Source organism: Amycolatopsis sp. CA-161197, from assembly GCF_050942255.1.
In the GTDB taxonomy this organism is placed as follows: domain Bacteria; phylum Actinomycetota; class Actinomycetes; order Mycobacteriales; family Pseudonocardiaceae; genus Amycolatopsis.
The window spans coordinates 6,169,414-6,186,169 of sequence record NZ_CP192059.1 but is presented as its reverse complement, the minus strand read 5'-3'; the positions used below and the strand labels follow the sequence as shown (position 1 = coordinate 6,186,169).

General features: G+C 71.7%; 16 protein-coding genes. 8 read left to right on the top strand and 8 right to left on the bottom strand.

What is annotated here, in order from left to right:
• Positions 1-57 precede the first annotated feature (57 nt).
• Positions 58-597 carry a MarR family winged helix-turn-helix transcriptional regulator gene (locus ACQPXB_RS28950; protein WP_366583597.1) on the top strand — a complete coding sequence of 180 codons (540 nt, stop codon included), beginning with the start codon at positions 58-60 and terminating at the stop codon, positions 595-597.
• Positions 598-807: 210 nt separating this feature from the next.
• The gene (locus ACQPXB_RS28945) at positions 808-1,209 is read left to right on the top strand and encodes a MerR family transcriptional regulator (RefSeq protein ID WP_432845133.1); all 402 of its coding nucleotides are present in this window, start codon (positions 808-810) and stop codon (positions 1,207-1,209) included.
• Between the two features lie 52 nt (positions 1,210-1,261).
• Here ACQPXB_RS28945 and fdhA read toward each other — a convergent pair whose 3' ends face one another.
• Positions 1,262-2,476, bottom strand: coding sequence for a formaldehyde dehydrogenase, glutathione-independent (fdhA, locus tag ACQPXB_RS28940; protein ID WP_432845132.1), 1,215 nt, complete (start codon positions 2,474-2,476; stop codon positions 1,262-1,264).
• Between the two features lie 193 nt (positions 2,477-2,669).
• Here fdhA and ACQPXB_RS28935 point away from each other — a divergent pair, with 193 nt between their 5' ends.
• Positions 2,670-3,668 (top strand): acetamidase/formamidase family protein, encoded by a 999-nt coding sequence (locus tag ACQPXB_RS28935; protein ID WP_432845131.1) that lies wholly within the window; start codon positions 2,670-2,672, stop codon positions 3,666-3,668.
• A gap of 11 nt (positions 3,669-3,679) precedes the next feature.
• Positions 3,680-4,441: an SDR family NAD(P)-dependent oxidoreductase gene (locus ACQPXB_RS28930; protein WP_366583601.1), complete on the top strand. Its 762-nt coding sequence runs from the start codon at positions 3,680-3,682 to the stop codon at positions 4,439-4,441.
• Positions 4,442-4,444: 3 nt separating this feature from the next.
• Here the strand turns inward: ACQPXB_RS28930 and ACQPXB_RS28925 are convergent, their stop codons facing one another.
• The 4 genes from ACQPXB_RS28925 to ACQPXB_RS28910 form a co-directional block, all read right to left on the bottom strand.
• A complete protein-coding gene (locus tag ACQPXB_RS28925) occupies positions 4,445-5,368 on the bottom strand; it encodes an alpha/beta hydrolase (RefSeq protein WP_366583602.1) in 924 nt (307 codons plus the stop codon).
• A gap of 138 nt (positions 5,369-5,506) precedes the next feature.
• Positions 5,507-5,782, bottom strand: coding sequence for a YggT family protein (locus tag ACQPXB_RS28920; protein ID WP_366583603.1), 276 nt, complete (start codon positions 5,780-5,782; stop codon positions 5,507-5,509).
• 99 nt (positions 5,783-5,881) lie between these two features.
• Complete coding sequence (locus ACQPXB_RS28915; protein WP_432845130.1) at positions 5,882-8,176, bottom strand: beta-glucosidase; 2,295 nt, start codon at positions 8,174-8,176, stop codon at positions 5,882-5,884.
• Positions 8,173-9,192, bottom strand: a complete 1,020-nt coding sequence (locus ACQPXB_RS28910; protein WP_366583605.1) for a LacI family DNA-binding transcriptional regulator — start codon at positions 9,190-9,192, stop codon at positions 8,173-8,175. The genes ACQPXB_RS28915 and ACQPXB_RS28910 overlap by 4 nt, the downstream gene beginning before the upstream one ends.
• A gap of 133 nt (positions 9,193-9,325) precedes the next feature.
• Here ACQPXB_RS28910 and ACQPXB_RS28905 point away from each other — a divergent pair, with 133 nt between their 5' ends.
• From ACQPXB_RS28905 to ACQPXB_RS28890, 4 genes are all read left to right on the top strand, one after another.
• The gene (locus tag ACQPXB_RS28905) at positions 9,326-10,618 is read left to right on the top strand and encodes an extracellular solute-binding protein (RefSeq protein WP_432845129.1); all 1,293 of its coding nucleotides are present in this window, start codon (positions 9,326-9,328) and stop codon (positions 10,616-10,618) included.
• A complete protein-coding gene (locus ACQPXB_RS28900; protein ID WP_432845128.1) occupies positions 10,618-11,583 on the top strand; it encodes a carbohydrate ABC transporter permease in 966 nt (321 codons plus the stop codon). Before ACQPXB_RS28905 ends, ACQPXB_RS28900 begins: the two co-directional genes overlap by 1 nt.
• 1 nt (position 11,584) lies before the next feature.
• Positions 11,585-12,409, top strand: a complete 825-nt coding sequence (locus ACQPXB_RS28895; protein WP_432845127.1) for a carbohydrate ABC transporter permease — start codon at positions 11,585-11,587, stop codon at positions 12,407-12,409.
• Positions 12,410-12,478: 69 nt separating this feature from the next.
• On the top strand, positions 12,479-14,212 hold the full coding sequence (locus ACQPXB_RS28890; protein WP_432845126.1) for an IlvD/Edd family dehydratase: 1,734 nt from the start codon (positions 12,479-12,481) through the stop codon (positions 14,210-14,212).
• A gap of 29 nt (positions 14,213-14,241) precedes the next feature.
• Here the strand turns inward: ACQPXB_RS28890 and sigJ are convergent, their stop codons facing one another.
• From sigJ to ACQPXB_RS28875, 3 genes are all read right to left on the bottom strand, one after another.
• On the bottom strand, positions 14,242-15,132 hold the full coding sequence (gene sigJ / locus ACQPXB_RS28885) for an RNA polymerase sigma factor SigJ (protein ID WP_366583610.1): 891 nt from the start codon (positions 15,130-15,132) through the stop codon (positions 14,242-14,244).
• A 151-nt stretch (positions 15,133-15,283) separates the two neighbouring features.
• Positions 15,284-15,757 carry a cupin domain-containing protein gene (locus tag ACQPXB_RS28880; protein ID WP_432845125.1) on the bottom strand — a complete coding sequence of 158 codons (474 nt, stop codon included), beginning with the start codon at positions 15,755-15,757 and terminating at the stop codon, positions 15,284-15,286.
• Positions 15,754-16,671, bottom strand: a complete 918-nt coding sequence (locus ACQPXB_RS28875) for an NADP-dependent oxidoreductase (RefSeq protein ID WP_432845124.1) — start codon at positions 16,669-16,671, stop codon at positions 15,754-15,756. The genes ACQPXB_RS28880 and ACQPXB_RS28875 overlap by 4 nt, the downstream gene beginning before the upstream one ends.
• Between the last annotated feature and the right edge of the window lie 85 nt (positions 16,672-16,756).

The window sequence follows — 16,756 nt, the reverse complement described above, 5'->3', positions numbered from 1 at the left end:
GATTCGCGGTATCTTGATACTCAAACCAAACTACCTTGAGGCTCAAGGGAGTGTCCAGTGGACCAGGACTCGGTCGGCGCCGGCCTCGCGGCGTGGCTGCGCGTGATGCCCGCCGGGGTCGACGCGGACGTCGAGGCCGCGCGCCAGCGGATCGGGCGGTTGTCGCGGCAGTTCGAGCAGGTGCTGGGCCGCGCGGCCGCCGCCCACGACCTCACCCCCGGCGACTGGCAGGCCCTCTCGGCATTGCACCGCTCCGGCGAGCCGCCCGTGCTCACGCCCAAGGAGCTCGGTGACCTGCTGGGCGTCACCTCGGGCACCGTCAGTGTCCGGATCGACCGCCTGGCCCGTGCGGGCCTGGTCGAACGCGTCGCGGCCGCCGACGGCCGCAGCCGCCCGATCCGCCTCACCCGCAAGGGCCGCGCCCGCTGGGCCGCCGCCACGAAACAACGCACCGACGACGAACGCGATCTCTTCGCCGGTGCTCTCGAACCCGGCCGCCTGGCCGCCCTCAACACCCTGCTGGCCGACCTGCTGGCGCGCTTCGAGTCGGAGTTCGGCCCGGCGTCCACAGTGGACCGGATCGGCGACGAGGCCTGACCCCCACCGCAGCCGGGCAAGGATGCAGGAAGGGCGGCGCCCGTGGGCTCACCTCCGTGAGCCGGTCGAGCACCGCGGCCGGCGGTCCGGCGCCACCGGCTCGCCGACGAACCGCAAGCACCCCTGAGGTGACAGCCCGGACCGAGATCCCGGGCATGTCCCGGACCTGGAGCTTGACCTGGAGCGCGCTCCAGGTGGGAGTCTGGACGGGTGGATTCCTACTCACCCGCCGAAGTGACCGCCCGGACCGGCTTCAGCATCGACACGCTGCGCTACTACGAACGCATCGGCCTGCTGCGCGACGTCCGCCGCACCGCGGGCGGGCGCCGCCGCTTCACCGAGGACGACCTGCGGTTCCTGCACCTGCTGCGCTGCCTGCGCGACACCGAGATGCCGATCGCGGAGATGCTGCGCTACGTCGAGCTGCTGCGCGAGGGCGACGGCACCCAGGCCGAACGCCTCGCCGTGCTGCAGGAGCACGAGACGCGCGTGGCCGAGCAGATCGACCGGCTGCGCGGGCACCAGGAGCACATCCGGATGAAGATCGCCGTCTACGGCGCCGCTCTCGAAAAGCCCCTGCCGGACCAGGCCGAAGCCCTGGCCAAGGTCTGAGCCGAGCCGGTGGAGCGGCACGGGCGAGAGCGCCACTCCACCGGGACCGTGCTCAGTTGAGCATTCCGTGCGGGTCCAGCACGTACTTGCGCGCCGCGCCCTGGTCGAACTCGTGGTAGCCGCGCGGCGCGTCGCCGAGGCTGATCGGCGTCGCGTTCACGGCCTTCGCGATCTGCACGCGGTCGTGCAGGATCGCCATCATCAGCTGCCGGTGGTACTTCATCACCGGGCACTGGCCTGTGGTGAACGAATGCGACTTCGCCCAGCCCAGCCCGATCCGGATCGACAGCGAGCCCTGGCGAGCCGCCTCGTCGCCGGCCCCGGGATCACCCGTCACGTACAGGCCGGGGATGCCCAGTGCCCCGCCGGCGCGGGTGAGGTCCATCAGGGAGTTGAGCACCTCCGCCGGGTGCTCGGTGGCCGACTCCTTGCCGTGTCCGCGCGCCTCGAACCCGACGGCGTCGACACCGCAGTCGACCTCCGGCTCGCCCAGGATGGCGGCGAGCTGGTCCTTCGGGTCGCCCTTCGACACGTCCACGGTCTCGCAGCCGAAGCTGCGGGCCTGCGCGAGCCGTTCGGCGTTGAGGTCACCCACGACCACCACAGCGGCGCCGAGCAGCTGCGCCGACGCGGCCGCGGCCAGCCCGACCGGACCGGCACCCGCCACGTAGACCGTCGACCCCACGGTGACCCCCGCCGTGACGCAGCCGTGGAAGCCGGTCGGGAAGATGTCCGAGAGCATCGTGAGGTCCAGGATCTTCTCCATCGCCTGGTCGCGGTCCGGGAATTTCAACAGGTTCCAGTCCGCGTAGGGCACCATCACGTACTCCGCCTGACCGCCGACCCAGCCGCCCATGTCGACGTAACCGTAGGCCGAACCCGGCCGGTCCGGGTTCACGTTCAGGCAGATGCCCGTCTTGCCTGCCTTGCAGTTGCGGCAGCGTCCGCACGCGATGTTGAAGGGCACCGAAACCAGGTCGCCCACCTTGATGAACTCCACGTCGCGGCCGGTCTCGATCACCTCTCCGGTGATCTCATGGCCCAGCACCAGCCCCTGCGGTGCAGTCGTGCGGCCGCGGACCATGTGCTGGTCGGAGCCGCAGATGTTGGTCGCGACGTTCTTCAGGATCACACCGTGCTGGGTTTCCCGGCCTACGTTCGCCGGGTTCACCCCCGGCCCGTCCCTGAGCACGAACCCGGGATACTCGATCGTCTCGACCTCGACCTTGCCCGGTCCCACGTAGCTGACTGCCTTGTTGCCCGCCATGATCTTCTGGCCGCCTTCCTCGTTCTCCGGTGAACAGGTTTGGCGCGGCGTTGGGTCTGCCCGTCACGTCAGGCATTCCATGCTAACCCCGTTGCGCACACCGGCGCGCTGACTTGCCCGCGGCCGCGCGGGTGGGCAAGATCGACCGCGGCGGGGGGCCGGTCGTGTGCAGCCTTCGGCATGAGGAGCCAGTGTGGAGATCGTCGAGTTCACCCCCGAGCGCGAGCAGTACGCGTGGACCTTCGGCGGGGTCGCCCCGATCCGGACGGTGAAGCCCGGCACGGTGTTGAAACTCTGGACCGAGGACGCGTTCAGCGGCCGGTTGCAGAGCGCGTCGGACAAGCCGAGTGAGAAGCTCGACATGCGGGAGGTCAACCCGCAGACGGGACCGTTCTTTGTGGACGGCGCGGAACCCGGTGACACACTGGCGCTGCACTTCGTGGACCTGGAACCGGCGCGCGACTGGGCGGCGTCGGCGACCATCCCGTTCTTCGGCGGGCTGACGGCCACCGACCGCACGGCGATGCTGCACGGGCCGCTGCCCGAGCTGACCTGGATCTACCAGCTCGACCGCGAGAAGCAGGTCGTGGTGTTCGAGGCGCTGCGCGGCGACTTCCGCGTGGACCTGCCGTTGGAGCCGATGCTCGGCACGGTGGGTGTCGCGCCCGCCGGGCGGGAGGTCCGCACCTCCTTGGTACCGGACATGTTCGGCGGCAACATGGACACGCCGGAGATGAAGGCGGGTGCCACCTGTTACCTCGGCGTGAACGTGCCGGGTGCGTTGTTCTCGGTCGGCGATGGGCACTACCGCCAGGGCGAGGGCGAGGCCTGCGGCACGGCCGTGGAAGGCGCCATGAACGTGACGCTGATCGTGGAGCTGATCAAGGGCGGCGCGCCGGTGTGGCCGCGCATCGAGCAGGACGAGAACTACGTGGTCGTCGCGTCCTCGCGTCCGCTGGAGGACGCGTGGCGCTCCAGTCAGCACGGCATGATCGGCTGGCTCGGCGAGCTCTACGGGCTCGACCCGCTCGACGCCTACCAGCTGCTCACGCAGATCAGCCAGGCCCCGCTGGCCAATGTCGTCGACGCGAACTACAGCGCCGTCACCAAGATCGCCAAGCGCTTGCTGCCCACGGGCGAGGCCTACGGCGGAATGCACCGGTACCTGCGCGAGCAGGCCGCGAAGCTCTAGGAGGAAAACGCATGGATCTGCGGCTGGCCGGGCGCAAAGCCCTGGTGACCGGCGGTACCAAGGGGATCGGGCGCGCGGTCGTCGCCGCGCTCGCGGGCGAGGGCGCTGCGGTGGCGTTCTGCGCACGCACCGAATCCGAGGTCCGCGCCACGGAGAAGGAGTTTCGCGACGGCGGCGCGACCGTGTCGGGCGAGGCGGTGGACGTCGCCGACGCCGACGCGCTGACCGCGTGGGTCGAGCGCGCCGCGACCGACCTCGGCGGCCTCGACATCGTGGTGGCGAACGTCAGCGCCCTGTCCATCGGCCCGACCGAGGAGAACTGGCGCGCCAGCTTCGAAGTCGACCTCATGCACACCGTGCGCGTCGCGGAGACTGCGCTGCCGCACCTGGAACGCAGCGACGCCGGCTCGATCATCGCGATCTCCAGCGTTTCCGGGCGCGAGATCGACTTCGCCGCCCCCGCCTACGGGACGATGAAGGCCGCGGTCGTGCACTACATCCAGGGCCTGGCGTTCCAGCTGGCCCCGAAGGGCATCCGCGCCAACACCGTGTCGCCCGGCAACACCTACTTCGAGGGCGGCATCTGGCACAGCACCGAAAGCGGCAATCCGGAGCTGTTCAACACCGCGCTCGGCCTCAACCCGATGGGCCGCATGGGCACGCCGGAAGAGATCGCGTACGCGGTGACCATGCTGGCGAGCCCGCAGGCGTCGTTCATCACCGGGACGAACCTGGTCGTCGACGGTGCCCTGTCGCGGGGTGTGCAGCTGTAGTTCTCAGTTACCGTCGGTGCCTCGGGCTCTCGCGCCCGGGGCACCGAGCTGTTCGCGCAGGAAGCCGAGTCCCCGGGTGGTCATGCGTTCGCGGGTACCGAGCCCGTAGACGTGCCCGACGTCCTCGAGCCACGCGAACTCGGCGTCGGCGCCGGCCTGCCAGTAGGTGGCGACGAGGGTTTCGCTCTGGGTGATGGGCACGACGTCGTCGGCGGTGCCGTGCACGACCAGCAGCGGCGCGGCGGACTCGCTCACGTGCGTGAGCGGGCTGGCCGCGGCGGCGAGCGCCGGGTGCTGCGCGGGCGCGCCGCCGAGCAGCCACGCGTGCGGGTCTTCGCCGGTGGCGTGGAACGGTGAGCTCGGCGGGGGCGGCGGCAGCCGCGTGAAGTCCGACGGCGGGCTCCACGCCACGGCCGCCTGCACGCCGGAGTCCGGGCCGAGCACGCCGACGTCGCCTTCCAGCTCGGGCCGGCCGCCGGTCACGGCGAGCATCACCGCGAGGTGCCCGCCCGCGGCGTGGCCCCACGCGGCGAACCGGTCCGGGTCCAGCGCGAGCGTCGCGTGGTGGTGCCGCAGCCAGCGCACCGCGGCCTTCACGTCGTGCAGCTGCGCTGGGTACACCGCTTCGCGGCTGTGTCTGAAGTGGACCAGGCCCACGGCGAACCCGGCCGCGGGCAACCGTTGGGCGAGGTACCGGCCGAGTGGCGCGTGCTTGGGCGAACCCAGGGCGAACGCGCCGCCGTGGACGAACACCACCACCGGCCACCCGGTGGGCGGCGGCGGACCGGCCGGCACGGCCAGGTCGAGCAGCAGCGGCCGGTAGCCGAGCAGGGGAGCGACCACGGCGTCGCGGTAGAGCACCCGGCCGGCGGCGGGCTCGGGGTCCGGCGGGGCGGTCTGCGGGAGAACGGGGAGCACCTGGGTCACCAGCCGACTATCACCCACCCCGGCCTCCGATCGGTAGCCGTACCAGGAAGCGGGACGAGGTGGTGTTTTCCCGGCATCCGGACCGATTTCGCGCACGGGAAAGGTGCTGCCCCTCGCCCGGGCGGCGAGGGGCAGCCGTCACAGGGCGAACGCGATCGACCGCACGATCAGCGCCGCGAAGAACACGACGGTGAACGCGAGGTCGATCGACAGCCCGCCGGCGCGCACGGGCCGCAGCACGCGGCGCACGGGCGCGATCACGGGCTCGGTCACGCGGTGGCTGTAGTAGCGCGCCTTCCCGAGCCACACCGGCCCGGTGGTCGCCAGGCGCGTCCAGTCCAGGATCATGCGCGCGATCAGCGCGAGGATGAACAGGGTCAGCACGTACCCGACCAGCGTTCCGATCAGGCTCATCACACACTCCTCAGGGTGGGTCGTTCACCTGGCTCAACGCCGGGAGCGCCCGCGGAGTGTCCCGTTTGCCGGAGTTCTCAGCGAGTTATCAGCGAATGGTCAGCCCGGGACCACCGTGACCAGCGGCTGGAGCACGCGGTCGAAGCCCACCACGCGCCGCGATCCCGTGACCGGCACCGCCAGAACGGTGTGCGCTACAGCGCTCGACGGGCCCACGTGCAGCTCCACGGCCCCGGTGTCGACGATCCGGTCGCGGGCCCGGCCGGTGTAGGACGTGAGGTCCGCGTGCAGGTCCAGGTGCGCCACGCGGGTCTGCCCGGGCGGGAGCGTCACGCGCGGCGCGGCGATCAGCTGCCGCAGCGGGCGCGCGACCTCGGCGACCGGGTCGTGGAGGTAGACCTGCACGACTTCCGAGATCTCCGTGTCGTGGGGGTTGTGCAGCGTCACGCTCACCCGGCACGAGCCATCCGCCGGCCACACGGTGGCGCCGGTGACCGAGACCCAGGTGGCCGGGTGGTAGGCGAGGCCGTGGCCGAACGGGAACAGGGGCGTGGGGTCGACCGAGCTGACGTCGCTGCGCGCGGCCAGCGCCGCGCCGAGGTAGGTCGACGGCTGGGCCGCCCCGGCGGCCGGGAAGCTCACCGGCAGGCGGCCGGACGGCTCGACCCGGCCGGTGAGCACCCCGGCGAGCGCCGCCGCGCCCTCTTCCCCGGGGTAGAACCCGCACACGACGGCCGCCAGGCGCTCGACCTGGCGCGACAGCTCGTAGGGCCGGCCGGACAGCAGCACCAGCACCACGGGCGTGCCCGTCGCCAGCACCGCTTCGAGCAGCTCCTCCTGCCGGCCGGGCAGCCGCAGGTCGGCGGCGTCGCAGCCTTCGCCGGACGTGCCGCCTCCGAACAGGCCCGCCCGGTCGCCGAGCACGGCGACGCAGACATCCGCCGCCGCGGCCACCTCGACGGCTTCGGCGAGATCGGCGTCCGTGCCGCCGGTGACGCCGCAGCCCGCGGCGAAGGTGACGTCGAACGACTCCCGCAGCGCCTCGGCGACCGTGGGCACGTCGAGCCCGAACGGCACGTCCGGGTGGTGGACACCGACGTGCATCGGGAACGAGTAGCAGCCGAGCATCGCGCCCGGTTCGTCCGCGCGCGGGCCCACGACCGCCAGCCGAACACCGGAACGCAGCGGCAACGCTCCGGTGTTCGACAGCAGCACCACCGACCGCTCGGCGAGCTCCCGGGCGAGCGCCCGCGACCCGGCGTCGTCCAGCTCGGTCCCGGCCGGGTGGGGCGACCAGCCGGGGTCCAGCAGGCCCAGCTCGAACTTCTGCGTCAGCACGCGGTGCAGCGCACGGTCCACCAGGGACTCGTCGACGGTGCCGTCGGCCAGCGCGGCCACGAGCGGCGGGCCGTAACAGTCCACTGTGGGCAGTTCGACGTCGATGCCCGCGGTCAGCGCCTGCCCCGCCGCGTCCGCCGGTCCGGTGGCGACGTGGTGCAGGGCGTGCAGGAACGCCACGGAGAAGTAGTCGGACACCACGGTGCCGGTGAACCCGAAGCGTTCGCGCAGCAGCGTGGTGAACAGTTGCGGGTCGGCCGCGGCCGGCAGCCCGTCGAGGTCGGTGTAGGAGTTCATCACCGATCGCGCCCCGGCGCGCAGCGCGTGCTCGAACGGCGGCAGCAGCACGTCGGCCAGCTCACGCGGCCCGACCGACACCGGCGCGAGGTTGCGCCCGGCCTTGGACGCGGAGTAGCCCGCGAAGTGCTTGAGCGTCGCGACGATCCCGGCCGACTCGAGCCCGGCGACGTAGGCCGCGCCGATCGTGCCCACGAGGTACGGGTCCTCACCGATGGTCTCCTCGACGCGGCCCCAGCGCAGGTCCCGCGCCACGTCCAGCACCGGCGCCAGCCCCTGGTGCACGCCGAGCGCCCGCATGGTCTCCCCGATGCGGAAAGCCATGCGCCCCACCAGATCCGGGTCGAAGCTCGCGCCCCAGCACAGCGGCGCCGGGTACACCGTGGCCTGCCAGGCCGCCAGGCCCGTGAGGCATTCCTCGTGCACCACCGCGGGGATGCCGAAGCGCCCGCGCGTCACGATCTCCTCCTGCGTCCGCGCGAGGCCCCGCGCGCCGATCTCCGGATCGACCGGCCGCGTGCCGAACGCGCGGGTCAGCTGCCCGACCCCGTGCGGCACGAGCGCGTCCCAGTCCGGCGGGTCGTGGGCGAAGTCGTGCTGGTGCGGCGCGACCTCGCCGCCGGAGTCCATGCCGACCCAGATCCCGGACAGCTGCGCCACTTTTTCCCGCGTGGTCATCCGCGCGACGAGGTCGCGCACGCGCTCGGCCACGGGCAGCCGCGGGTCGCGCCAGGGTTCGGGCGCGGTCTCGGTCGTCACGAGCCCGCCCGCGGCGCGGCGCTCGACGAGCGCACCACCAGTTCCGTGTCGAGCACCACGGGCTCACGCTCCTCGGGTTCGCCGTTGATGAGTCCGATGAGGACGGTGATGGCACGGTGGCCCATCTCGCGGATGGGCTGCTGCACCGTGGTCAGCGGGGGAGTGCACAGGGCCGACTCGGGGATGTTGTCGAAGCCGACCACCGACACGTCGTCCGGCACGCGCAGGCCCAGTGCCGAAGCGGCGTCCAGGGTCGCGAGGGCGGAGGTGTCGTTGGCGGCGAACACGGCCGTGGGCCGGTCGGGACGCGTCAGCAGCTCCCGTGCCGACGCGCCCGCCAGCTCGCCGTCGTAGTCACCCGCGACGACCAGGGTTTCGTCCACCTCGACGCCGGCCGCGGCCAGCGCGCGCCGGTAGCCGGTCTCGCGCAGCTGGGCGGATTGCAGGTCCGGCCGGCCCGCGAGCAGCGCGATCCGCCGGTGCCCGAGCGTCAGCAGGTGCTCGGTCGCCAGCTGCGCGCCGCGCAGGTTGTCGGAGACGATCGCCGGCAACGGCGAACGCCCGGTGTGCGGATCCACTGCCACGACGGGAGTCCCGGGCAGGCCTTCGAGCTCGGCCGCGGGCGTGACGAGCACGGCGCCGTCGACGAGCGTGCCGCTCAGGCGCGAGAGGTACCGGCGCTCCCAGCCCTCCGGATCGCCGGTGCGCCCGCCCGCCGAGTACACGACGAGCTCGAACCCGGTGCCGCGGATCGCGTCGGCCGCACCCTTGAGCAGCTCGGTGGAAAACGGCTCGAGATCGGCCACGAGGATGCCGATGACGTTGGTCTTGTGGTTGCGCAGGCTCTGCGCCACGAGGCTCGCCTCGTACCCCAGCTCGTCGATCACGGCGCGGACGCGCGCGAACGTGTCGGCGGCGACGCCGTAGCGCTGGTTGATCACCTTCGAGACCGTCGCGACCGACACTCCGGCACGGGCGGCGACGTCACGGATCGTGACACGGGAACGAGGCTGCACCGGCACAGACTAGCGATGTAAAACGTTATCGACAACGATTGACACGGGAATTTCGGGCGCGCAGACTCTTCGCCATCCCGGGCACCGTCACGCCCCGTCCAACTCGGCCGAAGTCGTCAGGAGTGGATCCGCCATGCGTCCCAGCCGGAGAATTCCCCTCGCCGCGCTCGTCGCGACAGCCGCGCTCGTGCTCTCCGCGTGCGGGGGAGGTGGCGACGAGGGCCCGGCCGCCGCGTCGGGACCGGTCACGCTGACCTGGTGGCACAACGGCACCGCGGAGCCCGTGCGCTCGCTGTGGCAGCAGGTCGCCGACGACTACCACAAGGCGCATCCGGACGTGTCGTTCACGGTGCAGCCGATCCAGAACGAGGAGTTCCCCACCAAGGTGCCGCTGGCGTTGCAGTCGAACACGCCGCCGGACCTCTACCAGCAGTGGGGCGGCGGGGACGAGGCTTCCCAGGTCGAATCGGGCCGCGTGGCGGACCTGACGTCGTCGGTGCAGGGCTGGATCGGGGGACTGGGCTCGATGGCGCAGGGCTGGCAGGTCGGCGGGAAGCAGTACGGCGTGCCGTACGTGCAGCACGTCGTCGGGTTCTGGTACCGCAAGGATCTGTTCGCGCAGGCCGGGATCACGGCGCCGCCGACGACCATGGCGGACTTCAACGCCGCCGTCGGCAAGCTGAAGACCGCGGGTATCGCACCCATCGCGCTCGGCGGCAAGGACCGCTGGCCCGACGCGTTCTACTACGACTACTTCGCCGTGCGCGAGTGCTCGCCGCAGGTGCTCAAGGACGAGATAGCGGCGGTGAAGCTGCAGAACCCGTGCTGGGTCAAGGCCGGCCAGGACCTGCAGGGCTTCCTCGCGACGCAGCCGTTCCAGACCGGCTTCAACGGCACGCCGGCCCAGCAGGGCGCCGGCAGCTCGGCCGGGCTCGTCGCCAACGGCAAGGCCGCGATGGAACTGCAGGGCGACTGGGACCCGAGCACGATGTCCTCGCTCACCGACGACAAGGATCTCGACAGCAAGCTCGGCTGGTTCCCGTTCCCGTCCGTGCCCGGCGCCGCGGGTGACCCCGCCGTGCTGCTCGGCGGCGGCGACGGGTTCTCGTGCACGACGCGCGCGGCGGCCGCGTGCGCCGGGTTCCTGCAGTACCTCACGAGCACACCCGTGCAGCAGAAGATCGCCGAGGCCGGCTCGGGCCTGCCGGTGAACGCGGACGCGGTGGCGTCGTTGAAGAACGAGTCGCTCAAGTCCGTGGCGGAGCAGACGCGCAAGGCCTCGTCCGTGCAGATGTACTTCGACCGCGCGTTCCCGACCGCCGTCGGGCAGGCGCTCAACGACGCCGTCGCGAACCTGTTCGCGGGACAGGGCAACCCGGAAGCGGTGGTGCAGGCCGTGAACCAGGCCGCCACCGGGAACAAGTGATGGCGGCTCCCGCCCCGCCGCGGCCGCTCGCGCGGACCGTCCACAGTGCACGCGAGCGCCCCGCGCGGCGCCGGGGCCGCACCCGGCTGGAGCTGGCGCTGCTGCTCGGCCCGGCGCTGGCGCTGTTCGCCGGGTTCGTGCTCGTGCCGATCGGCATCGCGGTGTACTACAGCCTGTACTCGTGGAACGGGTTCGGCCCGCTCACCGACTTCGTCGGGCTGCAGAACTACGCCGACGCGTTCGGCGGCGCGGTGTTCCGCGGCGCGATCGGGCACAACGTGATCATCGCCGTGCTCTCCATCGTGATCCAGCTGCCGCTGAGCATCGGCCTCGCGCTGCTGCTGGACCGCAAGCTCAAGGGCCGGACGGTGCTGCGGATGGTCGTGTTCGCGCCGTACGTGCTGTCGGAGGCGATCACCGCCGTGATCTGGCTGCTCATGTTGCAGCCGAACGGGTTCGTGGACGAGCTGCTGCGCGGTGCGGGCCTGGGCGGGCTCGTGCACCAGTGGCTCGCGGACCCGGGGATCGTGCTGTACACGCTGTTCGTGGTCATGACGTGGAAGTTCCTCGGCTTCGGCATCATCCTGCTGCTCGCGGGCTTGCAGGGCGTGCCACCGGAGCTGCGGGAAGCGGCCGCGCTGGACGGCGCCACCGCGTGGCAGACCACGCGCCACGTGGTGCTGCCGCTGCTGGGCCCGACGATCCGGATCTGGGTGTTCCTGAGCGTCATCGGTTCGCTGCAGCTGTTCGACCTCGTGTGGATCATGACGCTCGGCGGCCCGGCCAACGCGTCGACCACGATGGCCAGCTACCTCGTGGACCACGGGTTCAAGCGTTACGAGTTCGGCTTCGGCAGCGCCGTCGCGGTGGTGCTGTTCGCGATCTGCTTCGTGTTCGCGCTGGTGTACCAACGGTTCGCGCTGCGCCGCGACACCGCAGGTGCCCTGACCCGGGCGGTGAGCTGACGTGGCGGGCCGGCGCTGGGGCCTGGTCGCGAGCTATGCGGCCGCGGTCGTCGTCGTGGTGGTCACGGTGGTGCCGCTGCTGTTCGTCGCCCTTGGCGGCTTCCGCACCAACGGGCAGCTCAACCGCGACCCGGCGGGCCTGCCGGGGCCGTGGGTGTGGGACAACTACCGCAGTGTGATCACGTCACCGGACTTCTGGCGGTTCCTCGGCAACAGCGCGCTGATCGCGGTGATCGCGACGGTGCTGGCCGTGAGCCTGGGGTCGATGGCGGCGTTCGCGTTGTCCCGCTACGTGTTCAAGGGCCGTGAAGCCGTGTATGCGCTGTTCACGCTCGGGCTGTTGTTCCCGCTGGGCGTCGCGACGCTGCCGCTGTACCTGTGGTTGCGCCAGCTCGGGCTGCTGGAGAACCCGCTGGGCGTCGCGATCCCCGAGGCGGCGTTCTCGCTGCCGGTGACGATCGTGATCCTGCGGCCCTTCATGCACGCCGTGCCCGGGGAGCTCGAGGACGCCGCGGTGCTCGACGGGGCGAGCCGGCTCGGGTTCTTCTGGCGGATCATGCTGCCGCTCTCGGCGCCCGCGCTCACCACGGTGGCGGTGCTCGCGTTCGTCACGAGCTGGAACGCCTACCTGCTGCCGCTGCTGGTGTTCAACGACACCGCGCACTTCACGCTGCCGCTGGGCGTGGCGACGTTCCAGTCGCAGTACTCGCAGGACACGGCGCGGGTGCTGGCGTTCACCGCGCTGTCGATGGTGCCGGCGCTGGGGTTCTTCGTGGCGGCGCAACGGCGGATCGTGGGTGGGCTGACCGGGTCGGTCAAGGGCTGATCACTTGCCCCGTCCGGGTGGTCTGCGGTGGAGTGAGGAGGCACGCACCGTCGGCGACAGGAGGTTCGCGTGGGTGAGCAGGCCGGAGAACGGCGCAGCGCGGCGTGGTTCGGTGCCTCGGGCCGGGCCGGGATGATCCACCGGTCGTGGATGCGGTCGCAGGGCTTCGGCCCGGACGTGTTCGACGGCCGGCCCGTGATCGGGATCGCGACCAGCGCGTCGGAGCTGGCGCCGTGCAACGTGCACCTCACCCGCGTGGCCGAGGCGGTGAAACGCGGGGTGTGGCAGGCCGGCGGGTTCCCGCTGGCGTTCCCGACGATGGCCACCGGCGAGACGCTCATGCGCCCCACCGCCATGCTCTACCGCAACCTGATGGCGATGGAGGTCGAGGAGCTCATCCGCGCCAACCCGCTCGACGGCGTGGTGCTGCTGTCCGGTTGCGACAAGACCACGCCGGCGATGCTGATGGGCGCGGCGAGCGTGGACCTGCCCGCGGTGATGGTGACCGGCGGGCCGATGCTCAACGGCAAGTTCCGCGGTGAGGACGTCGGGTCCGGCACGCACGTGTGGAAGTTCGAGGAGGAGCTCAAGGCCGGGCGCATGAGCCAGGAGGAGTGCTTCTTCGCCGAGGGCTGCATGGCCCGCTCCAACGGCCACTGCATGACCATGGGCACCGCGTCCACGATGGCGTGCCTCGCCGAGGCGCTGGGCATGCAGCTGCCCGGCTCGGCGACGTGGCCGGCCGTCGACGCGCGCCGCTTCGAGACGGCGCAGGAGGCGGGGCAGCGGATCGTGGCGATGGTGGACGAGGGGCTGCGGCCGTCGTCGATCCTGACGCGCGAGGCGTTCGAGAACGCGATCCGGGTGAACGCGGCGATCGGCGGCTCCACCAACGCGATCATCCACCTGCTGGCGCTCGCGGGCCGCGTCGGCGTGCCGCTGGAGATGGCGGACTTCGACGCGCTGGGCCGCGACGTGCCGACGCTGGTGAACCTCATGCCGTCGGGCAAGTTCCTGATGGAGGACTTCTGCTACGCCGGCGGCCTGCCCGTCGTCGTGCGGCGCCTGGCCGAAGCCGGCCTGCTACGCCCCGGCACGGTCACCGTGACCGGGAAGTCCTTGGCGGACAACGTGTCCGGCGCCGAGTGCTGGAACGACGAGGTGATCACCCCGGTGACCGAGCCGTTCCAGCCGACGGGTTCGGGCACGGCCGTGCTGACCGGGAACCTCGCTCCGGACGGTGCGGTGATCAAGCAGTCGGCCGCCTCGCCGGACCTGCTCACGCACACCGGCCCGGCGCTGGTGTTCGACACCGCCGAGGACTACCACCGCGTCGCCGACGACCCGGATCTGGACGTCACCGCCGACACCGTCCTGGTGATCCGCGGCGCCGGCCCGAAGGGCTACCCGGGCATGCCGGAGGTCGCCAACGTGCCGCTGCCGGCGAAGCTGCTCAAGGACGGCGTCACCGACCTCGTGCGCATCTGCGACGGCCGCATGTCCGGCACCGGCTACGGCACGGTCGTGCTGCACGTCAGCCCGGAGTCCGCCGCGGGTGGCCCGCTCGCCCTCGTGCGCACGGGCGACCGGATCACGCTGGACACCCCGGCGCGTTCGCTGACCCTGCACGTGTCCGACGAGGAGCTGGCGGCCCGGCGCGCGCAGTGGTCGGCGCCGGAATCGCCGTACGTCAGCGGGTACACGTGGCTCTACACGCACCACGTGACGCAGGCGCACCAGGGCGCGGACTTCGATTTCCTGCACGGTTCCCGCGGCCCTGGTGTGCCGCGTGATTCGCACTGAGATCCGCTCCCGCGGGTACGACGCCGAGCTCAGACGTGAGAAAGCTTGTCCGGGTTGATCACCCTGCGGTACGCGGTGATCAGGCCGTCGGTGATCTGCACGGTGTCGACGGAGTAGACGCGGCCCTGCCAATGGCACACGAGGGCGAGCTCGCCGCCCACCTCGATGAACCCGATGTGGTCGGGTCGCCACATCCGGCCCACTCGCACCATCACGTCGGCCATGCGCTCCGCACCCCGGATGACCTTGCGGGCCGCCGTGACCTTGCCGCCGCCGTCGGTGATGTAGACGGCGTCCGGGTGCAGGAGCCGGACCAGGCCGGTCAGGTCCCCGGATTCGTAGGCGGCGCGAAAGGTCGCCAGCAGCCGTTCGCGTTCCTCCTTCGGCGCGCCCGGAGCGGACTGCTTCGCCTGGGCCACTCGCCGTCGCGCCCGGGAGGCGAGCTGGCGGGAGCCGGGTACGGAGACGTCGAGCACTTCCGCGATCCGGCCGAACTCGAACCCGAAGACGTCGTGCAGGACAAGGGCGACCCGCTCCGGTGGGCTCAATTCCTCCATGATCAGCAGCATCGCCGTGCTGACGGACTCGTCGACGAGCACCGGCTCCGAGGCGTCCGGCCCGGTCACCAGCGGTTCCGGTAACCATGGCCCGACATAGGATTCCCGGCGCGAGCGCGCGCTCTTGAGGATGTCGTACGACCGTCGCGCGGCCACCGTGACCAGCCAGGCCCGCAGGTCCGCGACCTCGTGCAGATCCGCCCCGGCCGCCCGCAGCCACACGTCCTGGGCCACGTCCTCGGCATCGGCCACACTCCCCAGCAGCCGGTAGGCCACGCCGAACACCGCGGGCCGGTGCGTCTCCCACTCGGCAGCGAGTGTGTCCTGGTGTCCAGACCTTCGGGACGCGTGCCCGTCACCCATGCAGATCGCATCCTCCTCCGTGCGGGTCCAGCGTAGGGCCGCAGAGCGTCGCCGGCATCCGTGCGTGGCGCACGTCCCGCGATCGTGGACGACCCGGCGATGTCCCGCCGCTCCGAGGCCCGCGAACCTCGGGCTGCGCCTGGGAAACTCGTCAGTGCGGGTCGTCGGTCTTCAGCGGGTCTCCGGTGTCGGAGACGGAGACCGTGAGGAGCTTGGCGGGTTGCGTCGCGCTGGTGTTCTCGGCGAGGACGTGGTGGGAGCCGGGCGGCTCGACCCAGCCCTGACCCTGGTGGTAGGTCTGCATGGGCTGGCCTTCGAGCTGACTGCGGATGACGCCCTCGATGACGTAGGCGTAGATGAACGCCGCACCGTGCCGGTGGGGCACGCCCTTCCCGTCGGGCGGGAAGTCGACGACGGCCGAGGTGAACGTCTTGCCCGGCACGTCCGGCAGGGCCTGCTGGAGCAGCGGCGTGAACTTGTCGGTGGGACGCGTCGCCGCGACGGAACCGGCCGTCGGCGCCGTCGACGTGCCGCCGGCGGCGGGCCGGTCCGAGCTGCCGCAGGCGGTGGCCCCGGCCAGCGTGACGACGGCCAGCACAACACCGGCGATCGTGGCGTGTTTCATGATTGCTCCTCGGTGACGCGGATGATCGTTTTGCCGGGCGAACGCTTCGAGCGGAACGCCTCGGGCGCCTCGGCCAGCGGGCGCACTTCGCCGACCGCCACCTCGAGCCGGCCGTCCCGGACCCGCTGAGCGAGGTCGGTGAGCCGTGCTCGGTCGGCCTCGACGATGAAGAACAGGGCCCGGCCGTCCGCGGGCTGGATCTCGGGTGGTGTGGCGATGGAGACGAGCGTGCCGCCGGCGCGCACCACAGCGGTGGAGCGGTGGAGGATCTGCCCGCCGAACACGTCGAACACCACGTCGACCTCGCCCGCGTCCTCCAGCCGGTCGGTCTCGAGGAACGTGTCCACGCCGAAGCCGAGCGCGCGTTCGCGGTCGCGGGCCCGGCCGGTGCCGATGACCCGGGCACCCGCCTCACGGGCCAGCTGAACGGCGAGGGAGCCGACCGCTCCGGCGCACCCGTGGATCAGAATGGTCTGCCCGGCGGCGAGCCGCGCGTGGTCGAACAGGCCCTGCCACGCGGTCAGCCCGGAGATCGGCAACGCGGCGGCCACGGTGTGGTCGAGGTCCGCCGGCAGCGGTGCGACGTTGCGGGCTTCGACTGCGATGTACTCGGCGAGCGCGCCGTCGCGAGTGCCGTCGGCGAATCCGAACACCCGCTGGCCCACGCTCAAACCGGTGGTGCCGTAGCCCAGCTCGGCGACGACACCCGACACGTCGTGCCCCGGCACGCTCGGCGTCCGATCCCGGCCGGCCCGGTCGTGCCACGTGCCCGGCCAATCCAGCTCGCCGGTGGTGAAGCCGGCCGCGTGCACCCGTACGAGAACGTCGTTCTCCGCTGTGCGTGGACGCGGTATGTCCTCAACGGACAGTCCGGCGAGACCGGCGTCCCGTTCGCGGACGGTGATGGCTTGCATGGAGGTCCTCATCTGGTAGCCCGGTTGTCGTCAGGGAGACGAGGCGGACCCGGCGCGTGTGACAGCCCGAGCGGTCCGAGTTGAT